This window comes from Streptomyces sp. NPDC048111 (genome assembly GCF_043202815.1).
Lineage (GTDB): Bacteria > Actinomycetota > Actinomycetes > Streptomycetales > Streptomycetaceae > Streptomyces.
Genome location: NZ_JBIDBD010000002.1, coordinates 381,007 through 394,335 on the forward strand (window position 1 = coordinate 381,007; position 13,329 = coordinate 394,335).

The following is a 13,329-nucleotide window of genomic DNA, read 5'->3' on the forward strand; positions in this document are numbered from 1 at the left end:
GTCACTCTCGTTGGCTTCCTTGATCTGCCAGCGACCGGAAGCCCACGAAATGACCTTGGAGAGGGTGGCGACCTCGGGGGGTGTGGACGAGGAAGTAAGCGGCCTCCCGGTGGACCTGCGCCGACAACTCGCGGCTGTACTCACTGTTGGGGACCGCCCGACGGGTATGGGCACCGTCGCCTACGCCGCAGACGTCGCTAAGCCCCCTGACTTGCGACCAGCAACGGAAGCCCCGGGGCTACCGAGCCTTCCGCGCACTTCTTCAGCACCGACCGGCGTCTCCATGTGCGCCTCGACGAGGTCCTGCACACCTACTTCGCCGGCGGCCAGGCGCGGCATGACCGCGACCACGCCATTTGCCATGCTGAACAGCTTCGAACCACCCACTCCCCCTTCGCGATGCCAGAAGACAACGCCAGTCCACCCAGGGATCTTCCCTTACAGCAGCCACTACTGCGAGCACTGCATCTGCTCGAAGCCATGAGGACGGCGACTGGTGCATCGAGGCGGCGGATCTGGGCGGTGGCACGGCTGCGGTGCGGGACTCTCCACGAACCCCGATCCCTTACAGACGTTCGGCGCGCTGCTGATGCACTTGACAATGGGCGTCCATCGTCGGCACCGCACCCCGACAGCTCCGGCAGGAAAGCGATTGCGTGCTGTCTGCGCCCGAGTTGGGCAAATTGAGCACCTCATCCGGCCGTCACAGGTTCCCGGTCGGCTCCGAGATCGCGGCGCATCGCGTCCCGAAGTCGAGTGAGTGCAGCTTCATACTCGGCGCGGCCACCCGAGTAATCCACGTCCCCCGCACGAGTGCCGGCCGCCGCAAGATCCCGCACGTCACGTAGTCGGCGGAAGGCGCTTTCCGAAGCGAGGACTACGCTCGACGCAGCGGTGATCGACATCTGATAGCGCACGCCGTAGCACGGAGCGAAACTGTCGCGAGCGGAGCGCTCTCGCTCCGCTAAGCCCGCGGTCTGGTTGCGTGCCAGGCTACGGAAGTCGTTGCGGGCCTGAGAGAGGCACGCGAGGTACTCCCCGTAAAGGACACGCCGCGCGGCGGTAATGCGGTCCTCCTGCTCGCGACGCCAGCGACTGCGGTCAAGTAGCGCCGCAGAAGCGGTCGCGATCAAGGCACCGACTACCGCACTGGCCAATGTTGTCCAAGGCATGACCAGAGGGTAGGACGCGTGCCAGCGCGTCAAAAGCCCGCTGCAGGCCACCCTTGACGCGGCACAAGGTGAGCATGCTTTGTCTTGCAGGGGCCGCCTGTCCGCCGTGTACCGGAAGTGGCACGCTCCCGTCGGCGGCTGGACCTGCACGGAGTATGTCGTATGAGGTCTGGGCCCACACGGCAACGCCGCCGGAAGACCACGTGCCTCGGCCCCGGGGCTTCCCAAGGGCGAAGCCGTCGCCAGTGCCGGGCCCTTGATGCCGACACCGTGGGAGCTTGCAGCTGAACACGCCGCTGCGGTTGCGAACCGGCGGGCCAAGATGTGCGGCCGGCGCCCATAGATCAAGGTCGGAATTGCTTCCGAGCAGCGCATCCACGCTCCGACCGCCGCCCACAGGCATCTACGCCGTGGGTGTGGAGGCGCTCCAGAAGCGCGAGTTCGTCCTTGGAGGACACTGAATGTTGGCTCACCGCATGGAGGCAGAGGCGTACCTGACCTTGCATCTATCGATTCACACGGCTGCAGCAGACAGGCCCGCGGGTTGGGGCTTCGTCCCACCGCGGTGTGCGGACGCGGGCCTAAGAGACCCGGCACCTAAGCCGACCTTATTCCTGCCCCATCCCCACGGATCCGCGCGAACTGTATGCGAGAGGGGATGGGGCGGGAGGCTTTCAGGGGTGGGGGCGCTCCGTATCTTTCGCCCAGCGCACTCTCTGCACCAAAGAAGAGCCGCACTGCGGCCTGCTCGGGCGTCGCCGGTAGGCGTGGGCAAGCCCAAGAACACCCTGGGCCTCGGCCTGCTGCTGGCCGTCTGGGTGACCGTGACGAGTGTCTCCGACAACACCGGAGGCATCCGCCTGCTCACCCAGATCTCGGCCCCAGCCACTCGCGTGGCCAAGGCGTGGGCCGACACCGGCTACCGGACGAAAGTCATCGACCAAAACTCGAACCAGACAACCTCGCCGGGACGGAAGCTTTCAGCTCAGGAGATGGACGAGCTCCCAGCCGAGGACAAAATGGGTTCCGACGCAGGTAGGCCAGCCCGTCGCTTGGTGGATACCGTGACGCGTGACCTGCACCCACCCAGCAATCAGTAGCAGGACTGCGCAACATACACATATCCAGGCAGCTACATACCAGGCCGTAGACAAGCCGGTGAAGAGCGTGATGAGCCCGGATGGCAACAACAGGACCGTAGGAATGGCCCAAGTTGCCTCCGTGGCACTGTTCGCAGGCGTGCCGTCATCCATGTGTATCGCCCTGCCTCACCCTTCATCTCGGTCAACGGCCCTACCAAGTTGTAGGCCATGTCAGTGGTTGAGGTGCCACCAAAGGTCATACAGCGACATGCCCGGCATCACGGCCTTGAGGGGGTAGCGCACCCACGGATTCAGACCGTCGAACCACTTCTTGAAGTCGCTGTAGCTGCCCGCAGCGGCCTTCGCGAAGCCGCCTACCTTCTTGAAGGCTGCGGCGATAGCCTTCCAATTCGGGTCGGCGACCACAGGGAAGGCCGTGCTTTCGTTGAAGGCCACCGTCTGCACAACCTGGTTGCCTTCCATCCGGTAGGCGGTGGCGACAGGATTGCCATTGGCGTCCTTAGCCCACGGAGACTCAAGAATACCTAGCGGCATGCGGTCCTTGACCACGAGGAGACCGCCGCTCGGCAGCGGCTTCACCTGGGCGCCTTGGGGAAGGCCGAGGTCGAATGTGTACTCCTTGGGAGCGCTGGAGTTTTTGATGACAATCAAGGTCCGCGCGCCGTCGGTGGTGGGCTGAACGGCGAAATCTGCGCCGGACGTCGCATTGGGGTACACGGTGGTTCCGGCGCCGGTCCGGATACCCAGAGTGTCCTTGGTCTCGGGCATGCCCATGGAAATCTGCTCGCCGATACCCGTGGCCAGGAGGATCCTGCCAGAAGAATTCGCTGGGAAGGCGTTTCCCTGGGTGGGGGCCGTCAGAAGCCCGGTAGTGCCGGTGGCCTTTTCGACTGCCCGCCCGGTACGTTCGACCCCCGTCGGACGTGAATCCGCTGCCGCGGTGGAGGCAAGAGCACCGAGGAGAGTGGCCGATACAAGGCTTGAGACAGTCATGGCCCGAAGTGATGACTTGTGCACAATCTTCCTATCGCGAAATCAACTATGCGCTGGAGGGAAGGTGTCCGGACCCAGCAGTCCTACTAGCTTCGGGCGTCACAAACCTGAGGTGAACCCCCACGGCAGCCACACTTGCCCCCGCCAGTCGGCGGGGTAAGGGCCCGCCACACGCGTCCGAGGTCCTTGAGCGCGATGATTGTGGAGTGCGTGCCGATCCTTGAGGCTACTGATAAGGGCATCTGACCTGCTGTTTCTCCAAGTGTGCATTATGGGCGTTGTGTGCGTTACGGGCGATATCTTGACTCATGAGCGACGCACGTGACGCACGCTTGACGCACGCCGAGGCCAAGATCTGACAGGCCGCCAGGCACGCGAAAGCCGCCTCGCCCCTGATTGAATCCGGGTACGGAGACGGCTTTCGCATACTCGGAGAGAGCCATGGGGTGGAGCCGTCGTCCTTGCCGAGCATGGGCTCCCATCTCCCAAGCGGACCGCAGCCACTACGAGAGGCCGCGTCGCTGCCCTTTCCCGCCTACATGACGCACCGTCAGAAAGGTCAGCATCGGGATCGTTAAACCCGCCCACACAAGCTCGTACTATCCGCAGCACACGCCTTCATCCCGACACCGAAGGAGCGAGCTCCGGACTGAGAGGAGAGGGCAGCTCCAGCCTTGTCGCCCGCCTCGATCAGGCGGGCGGCTGCCCCGACATCCGCGCAGCTCAGCGCACCCGACCCCGCGCCTTCAGCGGCACCCCCGGCAGTTCGGGGGCCGGGATCGGAGGGCCGTCGTAGCCCTTCACCTCGCCGAAGCGTGATCCCGTCATCCAGTCCGAACGGGCCTGCTGGATCTCCTCGTTGGTGCGGGCCACGAAGTTCCACCACATCAGGATCTCCTCCTCGAACGGCTCGCCGCCGAGCAGCATCACGGACGCGTCCGACGTTGCCCGCAGCGGGAGTTCGGCGCGGCCGCACCCCAGGTAGAGCATCGAGCCCGGCAGGACCGGTACCTCGTCCACGTACGCCTCGCCCGACATGGACAGGACGGCGTACTCGAAGTCCGGGTTCAGGGGGAGGCGGGCCTCGGCGCCTTCCGTGAGGGTCAGGTCCGCGCCGACGATCGGCGTGTAGGTGCTGCCGGGCGACACGGCGCCGTCCAGCTCGCCCAGGATGATCGTCGCGTCGAGGCCGGGCGCGGTCGCGTGCGGCAGGTCGGCGTGGTGCTGGAAGTGCGGCTCCACGGTGCGGTGGGCGTCGGGCAGGGCGACCCAGAGCTGCGCCCCGTGCAGGAACCTGCTGTGCGCCCTCGGGGTCTCCTCCGAGTGGCTGATGGCCCGGCCCGAGGTCATCAGGCCCAGCTCACGCGGCCGTACGGTCTGCAGGCTGCCCAGGCTGTCGCGGTGCAGCACCTCGCCCTGGTGCAGCCAGCTCACGGTCTGCAGGCCCATGTGCGGGTGGGGCGCCACCTGCATGCCGGGCTCGTCCGCGATGTCGTCGGGGCCGTAGTGGTCGACGAAGGCCCAGGCGCCGACCATGCGGCGGCCGAGGTTCGGCAGCAGTCGGCGCACTTCGGTGGACTCGCCGAGCCGCACGGTGCGGGGCGACAGAAGTTCGCGCACCGGCTCGGCGACGACGAAGCCGCGCCCTCCGCAGACGGACAGCGCGGGCTGGCGATCGAGGTTGCTCATGCGGTCAACCTATTGCCTCCCGGGCCCACCGCGTCCCCTTTCGCCCACCGGCTCCGCCGCGGTCCCCACCCCCAGCGCCTCCCGGTTCAGTGGAATGTTCAACAACATCGGCATGTTGCACGGGACGCACGGCTTTGCACCCCCGAGCCCGGAACAGGACGGCCCATGACCACCGCACGCACCGAAGCGACGCAGCCGACCCGAGCGACCCAAGTGGCCGACGCCTACTACGAGTTCGGCACCCCCGCCGAGCGCTGGGACCGCGCCCGGATGTTCTTCGAGGCGAAGGAGTACGTCACCGCAGCCGACATCCTGGCGGGGCTCGTCGCCGAGGTGCCCGAGCAGGTGGCCGCCCGGCTGCTCCTGGCCCGCGCCTACTACCACTCGGCCCAGCTCAGGAAGGCCGAGGCCCAGCTGCGGGCCGTGCTCGAGCGCGACCCGGTCGAGCAGTACGCCGCACTGATGCTCGGCCGCACCCTGGAGCGCCAGGGCCGCCCCGCCGAAGCCGCCCCGCACCTGCGGGTCGCCGCGGCCCTCGCGGGCGAGTTCCCGGACGCGGAGCAGGACCGATAGCACGGGTCGCCCCTGCCCCACCAGGGGCGCCCGCCGGACGTCACATTCCGGCCAACTCGACTGCGCCCAGTGACAGTTGGGTCACGCTGTGCCACATTGCTCGACATGAACAATCCCGCCGTTTTCTGCACGGTCGTACCTCCCCACATCCTCGACCGGCTCGCCCAGCACGAGGACGCCTCCGTGTACGGGCCCGCGCGCCGCACCCTGGAGCACGACGCCCTGCTGCGCACCCGGCGCCGGATCACCACCGTCCGCGGCGCCACCGCCCCCACCGGCAGCCCGTCCGACAGGCCGGACCGCACCATCTACGACGCCGGGCACCTGGAAGCGCTGCCCGGCAGCAAGGTGCACGCCGAGAGCGACCAGCCCTCGGCGGACGCCAGTGTCAACCGCGCGCACACCGGCCTCGGTGCCACGTTCGAGTTGTATCTGAAGGTCTACGGGCGCCACTCCATCGACGACGCCGGGCTGCCGCTGACCGCGAGCGTGCACTACGGCGAGCAGTACGACAACGCGTTCTGGAACGGCGAGCAGATGGTGTTCGGCGACGGCGACGGCGAGCTGTTCCTCGACTTCACGCTGCCGGTCGACGTCATCGGCCACGAGCTGACCCACGGCGTGACGCAGTACACGGCGAACCTGGACTACTTCGGTCAGTCGGGCGCGCTCAACGAGTCCGTCTCGGACGTGTTCGGCTCGCTCATCAAGCAGTACGCACTGGGTCAGAGCACCGACCAGGCCGACTGGCTCGTCGGCGCCGGGCTGCTCGGCCCGGGCGTCCACGGCGACGCGCTGCGCTCGATGAAGGCCCCCGGCACGGCGTACGACGACCCGCAGCTCGGCAAGGATCCGCAGCCGGGGATCATGGACGAGTACGTGAACACGAGCCGCGACAACGGCGGGGTGCACATCAACTCGGGCATCCCCAACCACGCCTTCTACCTGCTGGCCACCGCCCTCGGCGGCAACGCCTGGGAGCGGGCAGGGCGGATCTGGTACGCCACGCTCACCGGCGGGCACCTGGCGTCGGACGCCCAGTTCGCCGACTTCGCGCGGCTCACCGCGGCGACCGCCCGCGACCTGTACGGCGAGGGGGACGAGATCCAGGCGGTGCTCAAGGCCTGGTCCCAGGTCGGCGTACCGGCCACCTGACACCGGCCCGGACCGGGAGCGGCGCCCCCACCTGGAGCAGCGCCCGGCCCGGGAGCAGCGCCCGAGCCGCGGCCGGCGCCCGGCCCGGGGCCGGCCGGCCGCGGCGGTGTCACTTCGCGTACACCGCGACGAAGTCCCGGGTCGCCTGGTTGTAGTAGCGCTCCGGCGGGTTCTCGAAGTCGAGGATGTTGGTGGGCTTCGGGTTGGCCGGGTCGTCTGCGGGGTCGTAGCTCATGAAGGAGGGCCAGGCCCGGTTCATGTCGAGGGGCATCGCGCGCACGGCGCCCGCCTGCTGCATGAGTTCGGCGAGCGTACGGGCGGTGAGGGCCTGGCCGACGACCATGATGACGTCGCCCTGGGCGGTCACCCCGACCCCCGAGCGCTCCACGAACATGCGGCTCTGGTCGGTGGCGCCCCACTTGGAGTCGACGTCGATGTCCGGGACGACCCTGCCGTTGTCGACCATCAGCTCCAGGCACTGGCGCACACCCACCACGTCCGGGGTCATGCGCACGTCGCGGCCCCACTGGCCGATCGCGATCGACCCGTCCTTGCGGAAGACCTCCGACGCGGCGCCGTCACGCAGCTCCCCCGCCGTCTCGCCCTTCAGGTAGAAGCCGCCGCGCGAACCGCCGTCGGTGACCTTGAAGCCGCCGTTCCAGGTGGCGAGCAGTCCGGTGCGCGTGCCCTCGGGAAGGGTGGGCGGCACGGAGAAGGTGCCGCCGGGCTCGCGCACCCCGGGGTGCAGTTCGAAGCGCGCCTTCGTGCCGCTGATCCAGGCGACGGCCGCCTGGTAGGAGGTGTGGTCGGCGTCGGGCCGTACATAGGTGCCCTGCACCACGGGCTCGCCATGGGCGCCGCTCAGCACCCGCCACACCCCCTCGCCCGGAAGCGCGGGCGTGACCAGGGGCCGCATCGGGGCGCGCAGCGGTACGCCCTGGTGGTGGATCGGCACGGCGGGGGCCGTCGCCCGCATGCGGGCCAGCGCCTCGTTCGGCAGGGCCCCGCCCACCTGCGGGGGGTCGAGTTCGTACTGGAGGTTCTCCAGCTCGTCGACCACCGCGCCCAGCTCATGCTCCCGCGCCCAGCCCGCCAGCCGGGCCTCGGTGCTGTCGTCCCCGGGGTAGGTCAGGGCCTCGCCCACCGAGTAGCCGATCGTGCCCACGCACAGGACGCAGGCCGCGAGTGCGGCCCGCGTGGCCAGGGTGCGCCGCACGCGTTGCTCGTGCGTCAGGGCACTCCGGGGCCGCCACGGCACCAGACGGCGCCGGCCGACCACCGCCGTGGCGCCCGCCGGGGCCCCCGCGCCCGGGCCACCCGGGCCGCCCCGGTCGCCACCGTCCACCGGCTGTCCCGACCTGTCCGCCATGTCGCCTTCTCCCGGCCTCGTCGTAGCCGCGCGGCCGCATCGCACGGAGGCGCACCCTCGGCGGTGGACAGCCACGGTCGGCCTGCCGACAAGTAACGTAATCCGGCTTTCTCCGCATATCGACCGGAGGCGGGCGACCGGATGACGCCATTCGGGGCACCAACCCCGCGCCGTCCCGGGCGAAGTGATGGGCCTTCACCCCGCTCACCCGGACCGGCCGGGCGCGGCGCGGACCGGGCACCGGCGCCCGGGGGCACGACCCGGCACCGATGGCCCGGGCCCCTCAACAGGCTTTCCTAGATGGCCAGTTCGAGCTCGGGCCGGTCCCACATCACGGCCGGGGGATTGGCCCGTACGGTGCCGGTCCGCCGGGCCCCCACCGCCAGGTAGAAGCTCTCGGCGGGCGGGTGGGAGACGATGCGCACCCGGTCGAGGCCGGCTGCGCGGGCGGTGTCCCGCAGATGGGTCATGAGGAGGCGCCCGACGCCGAGACCCTGGGCGTCGTCCGCGACGAAGAGGAGGTCCAGTTCGGGCGGGTCCAGGAGCAGCGCGTAGAAGCCGAGCACCCGGCCGTCCTCGGCCACGGCGGCGTGGACCGGGTGGGCCTCGATGTAGTCGGGGCCCACCCGGTACCCGGCGATCATGGGCGCGTACGGGCCCTCGTACGCACGGGAGGAGCGCACCAGGGCGGTCAGCCGCTTGGCGTCGCGCGCGGTCGCGCGGCGGACCGCCACCCCGCTCCGCTTCGTCGTGCCCGTAACACGTGAGGTCATGGGGAGAGTATTACCCATGGTGGGTGTGACGATGCTGCCCCTCCCCCTCGGGCGGGCACCAGCCGGCCTGCCGGCGACGGACCGGCCCTCCCCTCGGGCGCCCACCGGCCGGCCTGCCGGCGACGAACCGGCACACCGCCCCGCCCCCTCTGCACGGCCGCCCCGACGACGCTCCCCCTCGCCCCTCACCCACCCCTCGACGCAGCCGCGGCCGTGGCGGGATCAAGCCGAATTCGCGGGCGCCGGCGGCCCGTTGAGGGCGTGCTCCGTGCGGCGCGGCGGGCCCGCGCGTGGCCGATACCGCGTGGTGTCGGCAGGGCCGGGAGAACACGGGGTAGATAGGGGGCATGACCGACCATGTTCTTTCGCCCGCCCTGTTCGTCGTCATGATCGTCCTGGTCATGAAGGTCATGGACGGACTGCCCCAGCTCGCGTTCGACCGGCACAGGCCACCGAAGGTGGCGATCGGCCTCTGGCTGCTCGTGGCCGTTCCCTCGCTGCTCCAGTTCGCGTTCCCGGGCATCTACGACGCCCTGCACCGCGACTCGGACAAGATCATCGATCAGGGCCAGTGGTGGCGGGCGTACACCTCGTTCATGGTGCAGGACGGCGGTGTCGGGGGTACGGCCTTCAACCTGTTCGTGCTGGCCCTCATCGGCTTCGCCGCCGAGCGCGTGTGGGGCAGCCGGATGCTGCTCGCGCTCGCGCCGGCCCTCCTGCTGGTGTTCAGCGTCGACACGTTCCTGGTGCACGGCCCCTCCGGCGGCGGCAACTCGGGGCTGACCTTCCGGATCGCGACCAGCATCGCGGGGCTCGCCCTGGTCACCCGGCCGGGCCGGCGTCCTTACCTGCTCACCGCCGCGATCGTCGTGGACGGTGCGCTCCTGCTGCTGCTCGGCGACGGACACGGGGAGCCCATCATCACGGGCATCGTCGCGGGCCTGATCGCGGCCCGGGTGCAGCGCCGTTGGCCGCGCGTGTGGCGGCCGGTCGCGGACGATCCCGACGCGGTGCAGCCGAAGGCCGCCGCGATCGAGCGAACTCCGGAACCGGAGGGCGACCTGGACGGGCGCTGACCTCACCCCACCCCTGCGAGACAGTCTCAACAGGCGTGCGGCACAACGGAGTTGACTGAGAGCGCACTCCAACTCGTAGCGTCGACGCCATGACCACGTCCGAACAGCACACCCCTCAGCGCGGCATCGCATCGGGATTCGGCGCCCGGAGCACCGCAGCCGACGTACTCGCCGGGACCGACCTCCGCAACCGGCTCGCGGTCGTCACCGGCGGCTACTCGGGCATCGGGCTCGAAACGACCCGCGCGCTGGCCGCAGCGGGCGCCACGGTCGTCGTCCCCGCTCGCCGCACCGACATCGCGCGGGCCGCCGTGGCGGACATTCCCGGTGTCGAGGTCGCGGCGCTCGACCTCGCCGACCTCGACAGCGTGCGCGCCTTCGCCGACCGATTCCTCGCCTCCGGCCGCAGCATCGATGCTTTGATCAACAGCGCGGGAGTCATGGCCTGCCCGGAGACCCGGGTGGGGCCCGGCTGGGAGGCCCAGTTCGCCACCAACCACCTGGGCCACTTCGCCCTGGTCAACCGGCTGTGGCCGGCCCTCGCCGACGGCGGGGCGCGGGTGGTGGCGGTCTCCTCGCGGGGCCATCAGCTCAGCGCCATCCGCTGGGACGACCCGCACTTCCGCCTCGGTTACGACAAGTGGCTCGCCTACGGACAGGCCAAGACCGCCAACGTCCTGTTCGCCGTGCACCTGGACCGGCTGGGCCGGGGCGCCGGTGTCCGCGCGTTCTCGCTGCACCCCGGCGAGATCAACACCGCCCTGGTGCGCCACGTCTCCGCCGAGGAGCGGATCGCGCAGGGCTGGGTCGACGCCGAGGGCAATTGGTCGCCCGCCTTCAAGACCCCCGAGCAGGGCGCCGCCACCCAGGTGTGGGCGGCGACCTCCCCACGGCTGGCGGGCCTCGGCGGTGTCTACTGCGAGGACTGCGACATCGCGGAACCGGCGGGGCCGCACGCGGACGGACCCGCCGACGGCGCGGACGGGTCCGGGGACGGGCCCGCGGACGGCGGGCTCGACGCCGCGGTGCTGACCCCCGGCGTCCACCCGCACGCCACCGACCCCGAACAGGCCGCCCGGCTCTGGACGCTCTCGGCGGGGCTGACCGGCGTCGACGCATTCGCGGCGTAGCCGACGCGGGCCGACGCAGCCAGGGCGGGCCGACGCAGCGGGTACCGCCCGACCTGCCCGGGGCGGGCCGGCGCAGTCGGGGACATCCCGACCCAGCCGGCGCGACCCGACCCAGTACGTTCCCGAGCCGGCCGGCCCTCCAGCAGTGCGGCCCCTCAGCAGCGCCCCTCAGCTCCGCGGCGCGCCCCTACCCCCGGTACGTCTCCAGAAGGCGCAGCCACACCTCGCTGATGGTGGGGTACGACGGGACCGCGTGCCACAGGCGCTCCAGCGGGACCTCGCCCGCGATGGCGACCGTCGCCGAGTGGATCAGCTCGCCGACACCGGGGCCGACGAAGGTGACGCCGAGCACGACGCCCCGGTCCTCGTCGACGACCATGCGGGCCTTGCCCGTGTACCCGTCGGCGTAGAGCCCGGCGCCCGCTACGCCGCTCATGTCGTAGTCGACGGCCCGCACCCGGTGGCCGGCGGCCTCCGCCTCGGCCAGGGTCAGACCGGCCGAGGCGGCCTCGGGGTCGGTGAAGACGACCTGCGGAACGGCCGCGTGGTCGGCGGTCGCCGCGTGGGCGCCCCAGGGGTCGCTCTCAAGCACCGGGGTGCCGGCCGCGCGGGCCGCGATGGCCGCTCCGGAGATCCGGGCCTGGTACTTGCCCTGATGGGTGAGGAGTGCCCGGTGGTTCACGTCGCCCACCGCGTACAGCCAGTCGCTGCCCTCGACCCGGCAGGAGTCGTCGACCGTCAGCCAGGAGCCGGGGTCGAGGCCGATGGTCTCCAGACCGATGTCGTCCGTACGGGGGGCGCGGCCGGTCGCGAAGAGGATCTCGTCGGCCTCGATCCGCTCCTCGCCTGCGGGCCCGCGGACCGACACCGTCACGGCGCCGCTCGCCGCGTCGCGTACGACATCGGTGACCGAGGTACCGGTACGCAGCTCGGCGCCCGCCTCGCGCAGCGCGTCGGCGACCAGCTCCCCGGCGAACGGCTCCATCTTCGGCAGCAGCCCGTCGCCGCGCACCAGGACCGTGACCCGGGCGCCGAGTGCCTGCCAGGCGGTGGCCATCTCGACGGCCACCACTCCCCCGCCGACCACCACGAGCCGGCCCGGCACCTCCTTGGCGCTGGTGGCCTCGCGGCTGGTCCAGGGGTTCACGTCGGCGAGGCCGGGCAGGTCCGGGAGCATGGCCCTGCTGCCGGTGCACACGGCGACCGCGTGGCGGGCGGTGAGCACGTGGTGCTCGCCCTCGGGGCTGGTCACGCTGACCTTGCGGGTGCCGTACAGGCGCCCGTGGCCGCGGTAGAGGTGGACGCCGATGCCGTCGAGCCACTCGACCTGCCCGTCGTCCTTCCAGTGGGAGGTGTAGTCGTCGCGGTGGGCGAGCACGGCCTCGGTGTCGAGCGGGCCCTGCACCGACTGGCGAAGGCCCGGCACCCTGCGGGCCTCGGCCCGGGCCACCACCGGGCGCAGCAGCGCCTTGCTCGGCATGCACGCCCAGTACGAGCACTCGCCGCCGACCAGTTCGCTCTCCACCACCGCACAGCTCAGGCCGGCCGCCCGTACCCGGTCGGCGACGTTCTCGCCCACCGGTCCCGCGCCCAGCACCACCACGTCGTATTCCTCGGCTTCGGTCATAGGCACAGTCTGGTCTGCGGTGTACTCGGTGGCCACAGGGGCACCCGCCCAGGACGGAATACCGCGACGGCGTGCGCGGTTGTGCGAGGCGGTCCCACCCCCGGGGGCCGGGAAGAGGTGTACGTGATGGCCACTGTCGAGCTGACCAAAGAGAACTTCGACTCGGTCGTGTCCGACAACGGATTCGTGCTGATCGACTTCTGGGCCTCCTGGTGCGGCCCGTGCCGTCAGTTCGCCCCGGTGTTCGAGGCCGCGTCCGAGCGCCACGGCGACCTGGTCTTCGCGAAGGTGGACACGGAGGCCCAGCAGGAGCTGGCCCAGGCCTTCGAGATCCGGTCCATCCCGACCCTCATGATCGTCCGCGACAACGTGGCGGTCTTCGCGCAGCCGGGCGCCCTGCCCGAGGCGGCCCTGGAGGACGTCATCGGCCAGGCCCGCGGTCTGGACATGGACGAGGTCCGCCGGTCGGTCGAGGCGGCGCAGCAGAAGGCGCAGAGCGCTCCGGACGCCCCGCAGGCGCAGGAGCCCCCGCGGCAGGACTGACCCGACGGGAGCAGCCCGCGGGGCTCCATCCCGTGAGCAGCCCGCGGCGCTCCCCCCGCACACGGCCCCCCGCCCCGCAGGGCGGGGGGCCGTCGCGGTGCCCGGGCACGGCGCACCGGGCGCGGG

At 70.7% G+C, this 13,329-nt stretch carries 12 protein-coding genes; 6 read left to right on the forward strand and 6 right to left on the reverse strand.

Annotated features, from left to right (window positions below; all coding sequences use genetic code 11):
- Positions 1-692: 692 nt before the first annotated feature.
- Complete coding sequence (locus ACGF3I_RS06435; protein WP_393129453.1) at positions 693-1,172, reverse strand: hypothetical protein; 480 nt, start codon at positions 1,170-1,172, stop codon at positions 693-695.
- Positions 1,173-1,939: 767 nt separating this feature from the next.
- Between ACGF3I_RS06435 and ACGF3I_RS06440 the strand changes: the two genes are divergently transcribed.
- A complete protein-coding gene (locus ACGF3I_RS06440; protein ID WP_393129454.1) occupies positions 1,940-2,272 on the forward strand; it encodes a hypothetical protein in 333 nt (110 codons plus the stop codon).
- 213 nt (positions 2,273-2,485) lie between these two features.
- Here the strand turns inward: ACGF3I_RS06440 and ACGF3I_RS06445 are convergent, their stop codons facing one another.
- Together ACGF3I_RS06445 and ACGF3I_RS06450 are read right to left on the reverse strand one after the other, a co-directional pair.
- Positions 2,486-3,268, reverse strand: a complete 783-nt coding sequence (locus tag ACGF3I_RS06445) for a hypothetical protein (protein WP_393129455.1) — start codon at positions 3,266-3,268, stop codon at positions 2,486-2,488.
- A gap of 723 nt (positions 3,269-3,991) precedes the next feature.
- Positions 3,992-4,957, reverse strand: a complete 966-nt coding sequence (locus ACGF3I_RS06450) for a pirin family protein (protein WP_393129456.1) — start codon at positions 4,955-4,957, stop codon at positions 3,992-3,994.
- Positions 4,958-5,122: 165 nt separating this feature from the next.
- Here ACGF3I_RS06450 and ACGF3I_RS06455 point away from each other — a divergent pair, with 165 nt between their 5' ends.
- Both ACGF3I_RS06455 and ACGF3I_RS06460 read left to right on the forward strand, forming a co-directional pair.
- On the forward strand, positions 5,123-5,530 hold the full coding sequence (locus tag ACGF3I_RS06455; RefSeq protein WP_393129457.1) for a tetratricopeptide repeat protein: 408 nt from the start codon (positions 5,123-5,125) through the stop codon (positions 5,528-5,530).
- A gap of 105 nt (positions 5,531-5,635) precedes the next feature.
- Positions 5,636-6,685, forward strand: a complete 1,050-nt coding sequence (locus tag ACGF3I_RS06460; protein WP_393129458.1) for a M4 family metallopeptidase — start codon at positions 5,636-5,638, stop codon at positions 6,683-6,685.
- A gap of 109 nt (positions 6,686-6,794) precedes the next feature.
- Here the strand turns inward: ACGF3I_RS06460 and ACGF3I_RS06465 are convergent, their stop codons facing one another.
- Positions 6,795-8,054 (reverse strand): phosphodiester glycosidase family protein, encoded by a 1,260-nt coding sequence (locus tag ACGF3I_RS06465; RefSeq protein WP_393129459.1) that lies wholly within the window; start codon positions 8,052-8,054, stop codon positions 6,795-6,797.
- A 296-nt stretch (positions 8,055-8,350) separates the two neighbouring features.
- Positions 8,351-8,827, reverse strand: coding sequence for a GNAT family N-acetyltransferase (locus ACGF3I_RS06470; RefSeq protein ID WP_393129460.1), 477 nt, complete (start codon positions 8,825-8,827; stop codon positions 8,351-8,353).
- Positions 8,828-9,174: 347 nt separating this feature from the next.
- Between ACGF3I_RS06470 and ACGF3I_RS06475 the strand changes: the two genes are divergently transcribed.
- Together ACGF3I_RS06475 and ACGF3I_RS06480 are read left to right on the forward strand one after the other, a co-directional pair.
- Positions 9,175-9,903, forward strand: coding sequence for a hypothetical protein (locus ACGF3I_RS06475; protein WP_393129461.1), 729 nt, complete (start codon positions 9,175-9,177; stop codon positions 9,901-9,903).
- 89 nt (positions 9,904-9,992) lie between these two features.
- A complete protein-coding gene (locus tag ACGF3I_RS06480) occupies positions 9,993-11,033 on the forward strand; it encodes an SDR family NAD(P)-dependent oxidoreductase (protein ID WP_393129462.1) in 1,041 nt (346 codons plus the stop codon).
- Positions 11,034-11,220: 187 nt separating this feature from the next.
- Here ACGF3I_RS06480 and ACGF3I_RS06485 read toward each other — a convergent pair whose 3' ends face one another.
- A complete protein-coding gene (locus tag ACGF3I_RS06485; RefSeq protein WP_393129463.1) occupies positions 11,221-12,660 on the reverse strand; it encodes a dihydrolipoyl dehydrogenase family protein in 1,440 nt (479 codons plus the stop codon).
- Between the two features lie 126 nt (positions 12,661-12,786).
- On the opposite strand from ACGF3I_RS06485, the gene trxA reads away from it, so the two are divergent.
- Positions 12,787-13,203: a thioredoxin gene (trxA, locus tag ACGF3I_RS06490; RefSeq protein ID WP_393129464.1), complete on the forward strand. Its 417-nt coding sequence runs from the start codon at positions 12,787-12,789 to the stop codon at positions 13,201-13,203.
- The last annotated feature ends 126 nt before the right edge of the window (positions 13,204-13,329 follow it).

Coding starts and splice junctions, on each gene's coding strand:
- ACGF3I_RS06475 (WP_393129461.1), top strand. CDS start 9,175: ATGACCGACCATGTTCTTTCGCCCGCCCTGTTCGTCGTCATGATCGTC.
- ACGF3I_RS06485 (WP_393129463.1), bottom strand. CDS start 12,660: ATGACCGAAGCCGAGGAATACGACGTGGTGGTGCTGGGCGCGGGACCG.
- ACGF3I_RS06470 (WP_393129460.1), bottom strand. CDS start 8,827: ATGACCTCACGTGTTACGGGCACGACGAAGCGGAGCGGGGTGGCGGTC.
- ACGF3I_RS06455 (WP_393129457.1), top strand. CDS start 5,123: ATGACCACCGCACGCACCGAAGCGACGCAGCCGACCCGAGCGACCCAA.
- ACGF3I_RS06465 (WP_393129459.1), bottom strand. CDS start 8,054: ATGGCGGACAGGTCGGGACAGCCGGTGGACGGTGGCGACCGGGGCGGC.
- ACGF3I_RS06460 (WP_393129458.1), top strand. CDS start 5,636: ATGAACAATCCCGCCGTTTTCTGCACGGTCGTACCTCCCCACATCCTC.
- trxA (WP_393129464.1), top strand. CDS start 12,787: ATGGCCACTGTCGAGCTGACCAAAGAGAACTTCGACTCGGTCGTGTCC.
- ACGF3I_RS06435 (WP_393129453.1), bottom strand. CDS start 1,172: ATGCCTTGGACAACATTGGCCAGTGCGGTAGTCGGTGCCTTGATCGCG.
- ACGF3I_RS06450 (WP_393129456.1), bottom strand. CDS start 4,957: ATGAGCAACCTCGATCGCCAGCCCGCGCTGTCCGTCTGCGGAGGGCGC.
- ACGF3I_RS06480 (WP_393129462.1), top strand. CDS start 9,993: ATGACCACGTCCGAACAGCACACCCCTCAGCGCGGCATCGCATCGGGA.
- ACGF3I_RS06445 (WP_393129455.1), bottom strand. CDS start 3,268: ATGACTGTCTCAAGCCTTGTATCGGCCACTCTCCTCGGTGCTCTTGCC.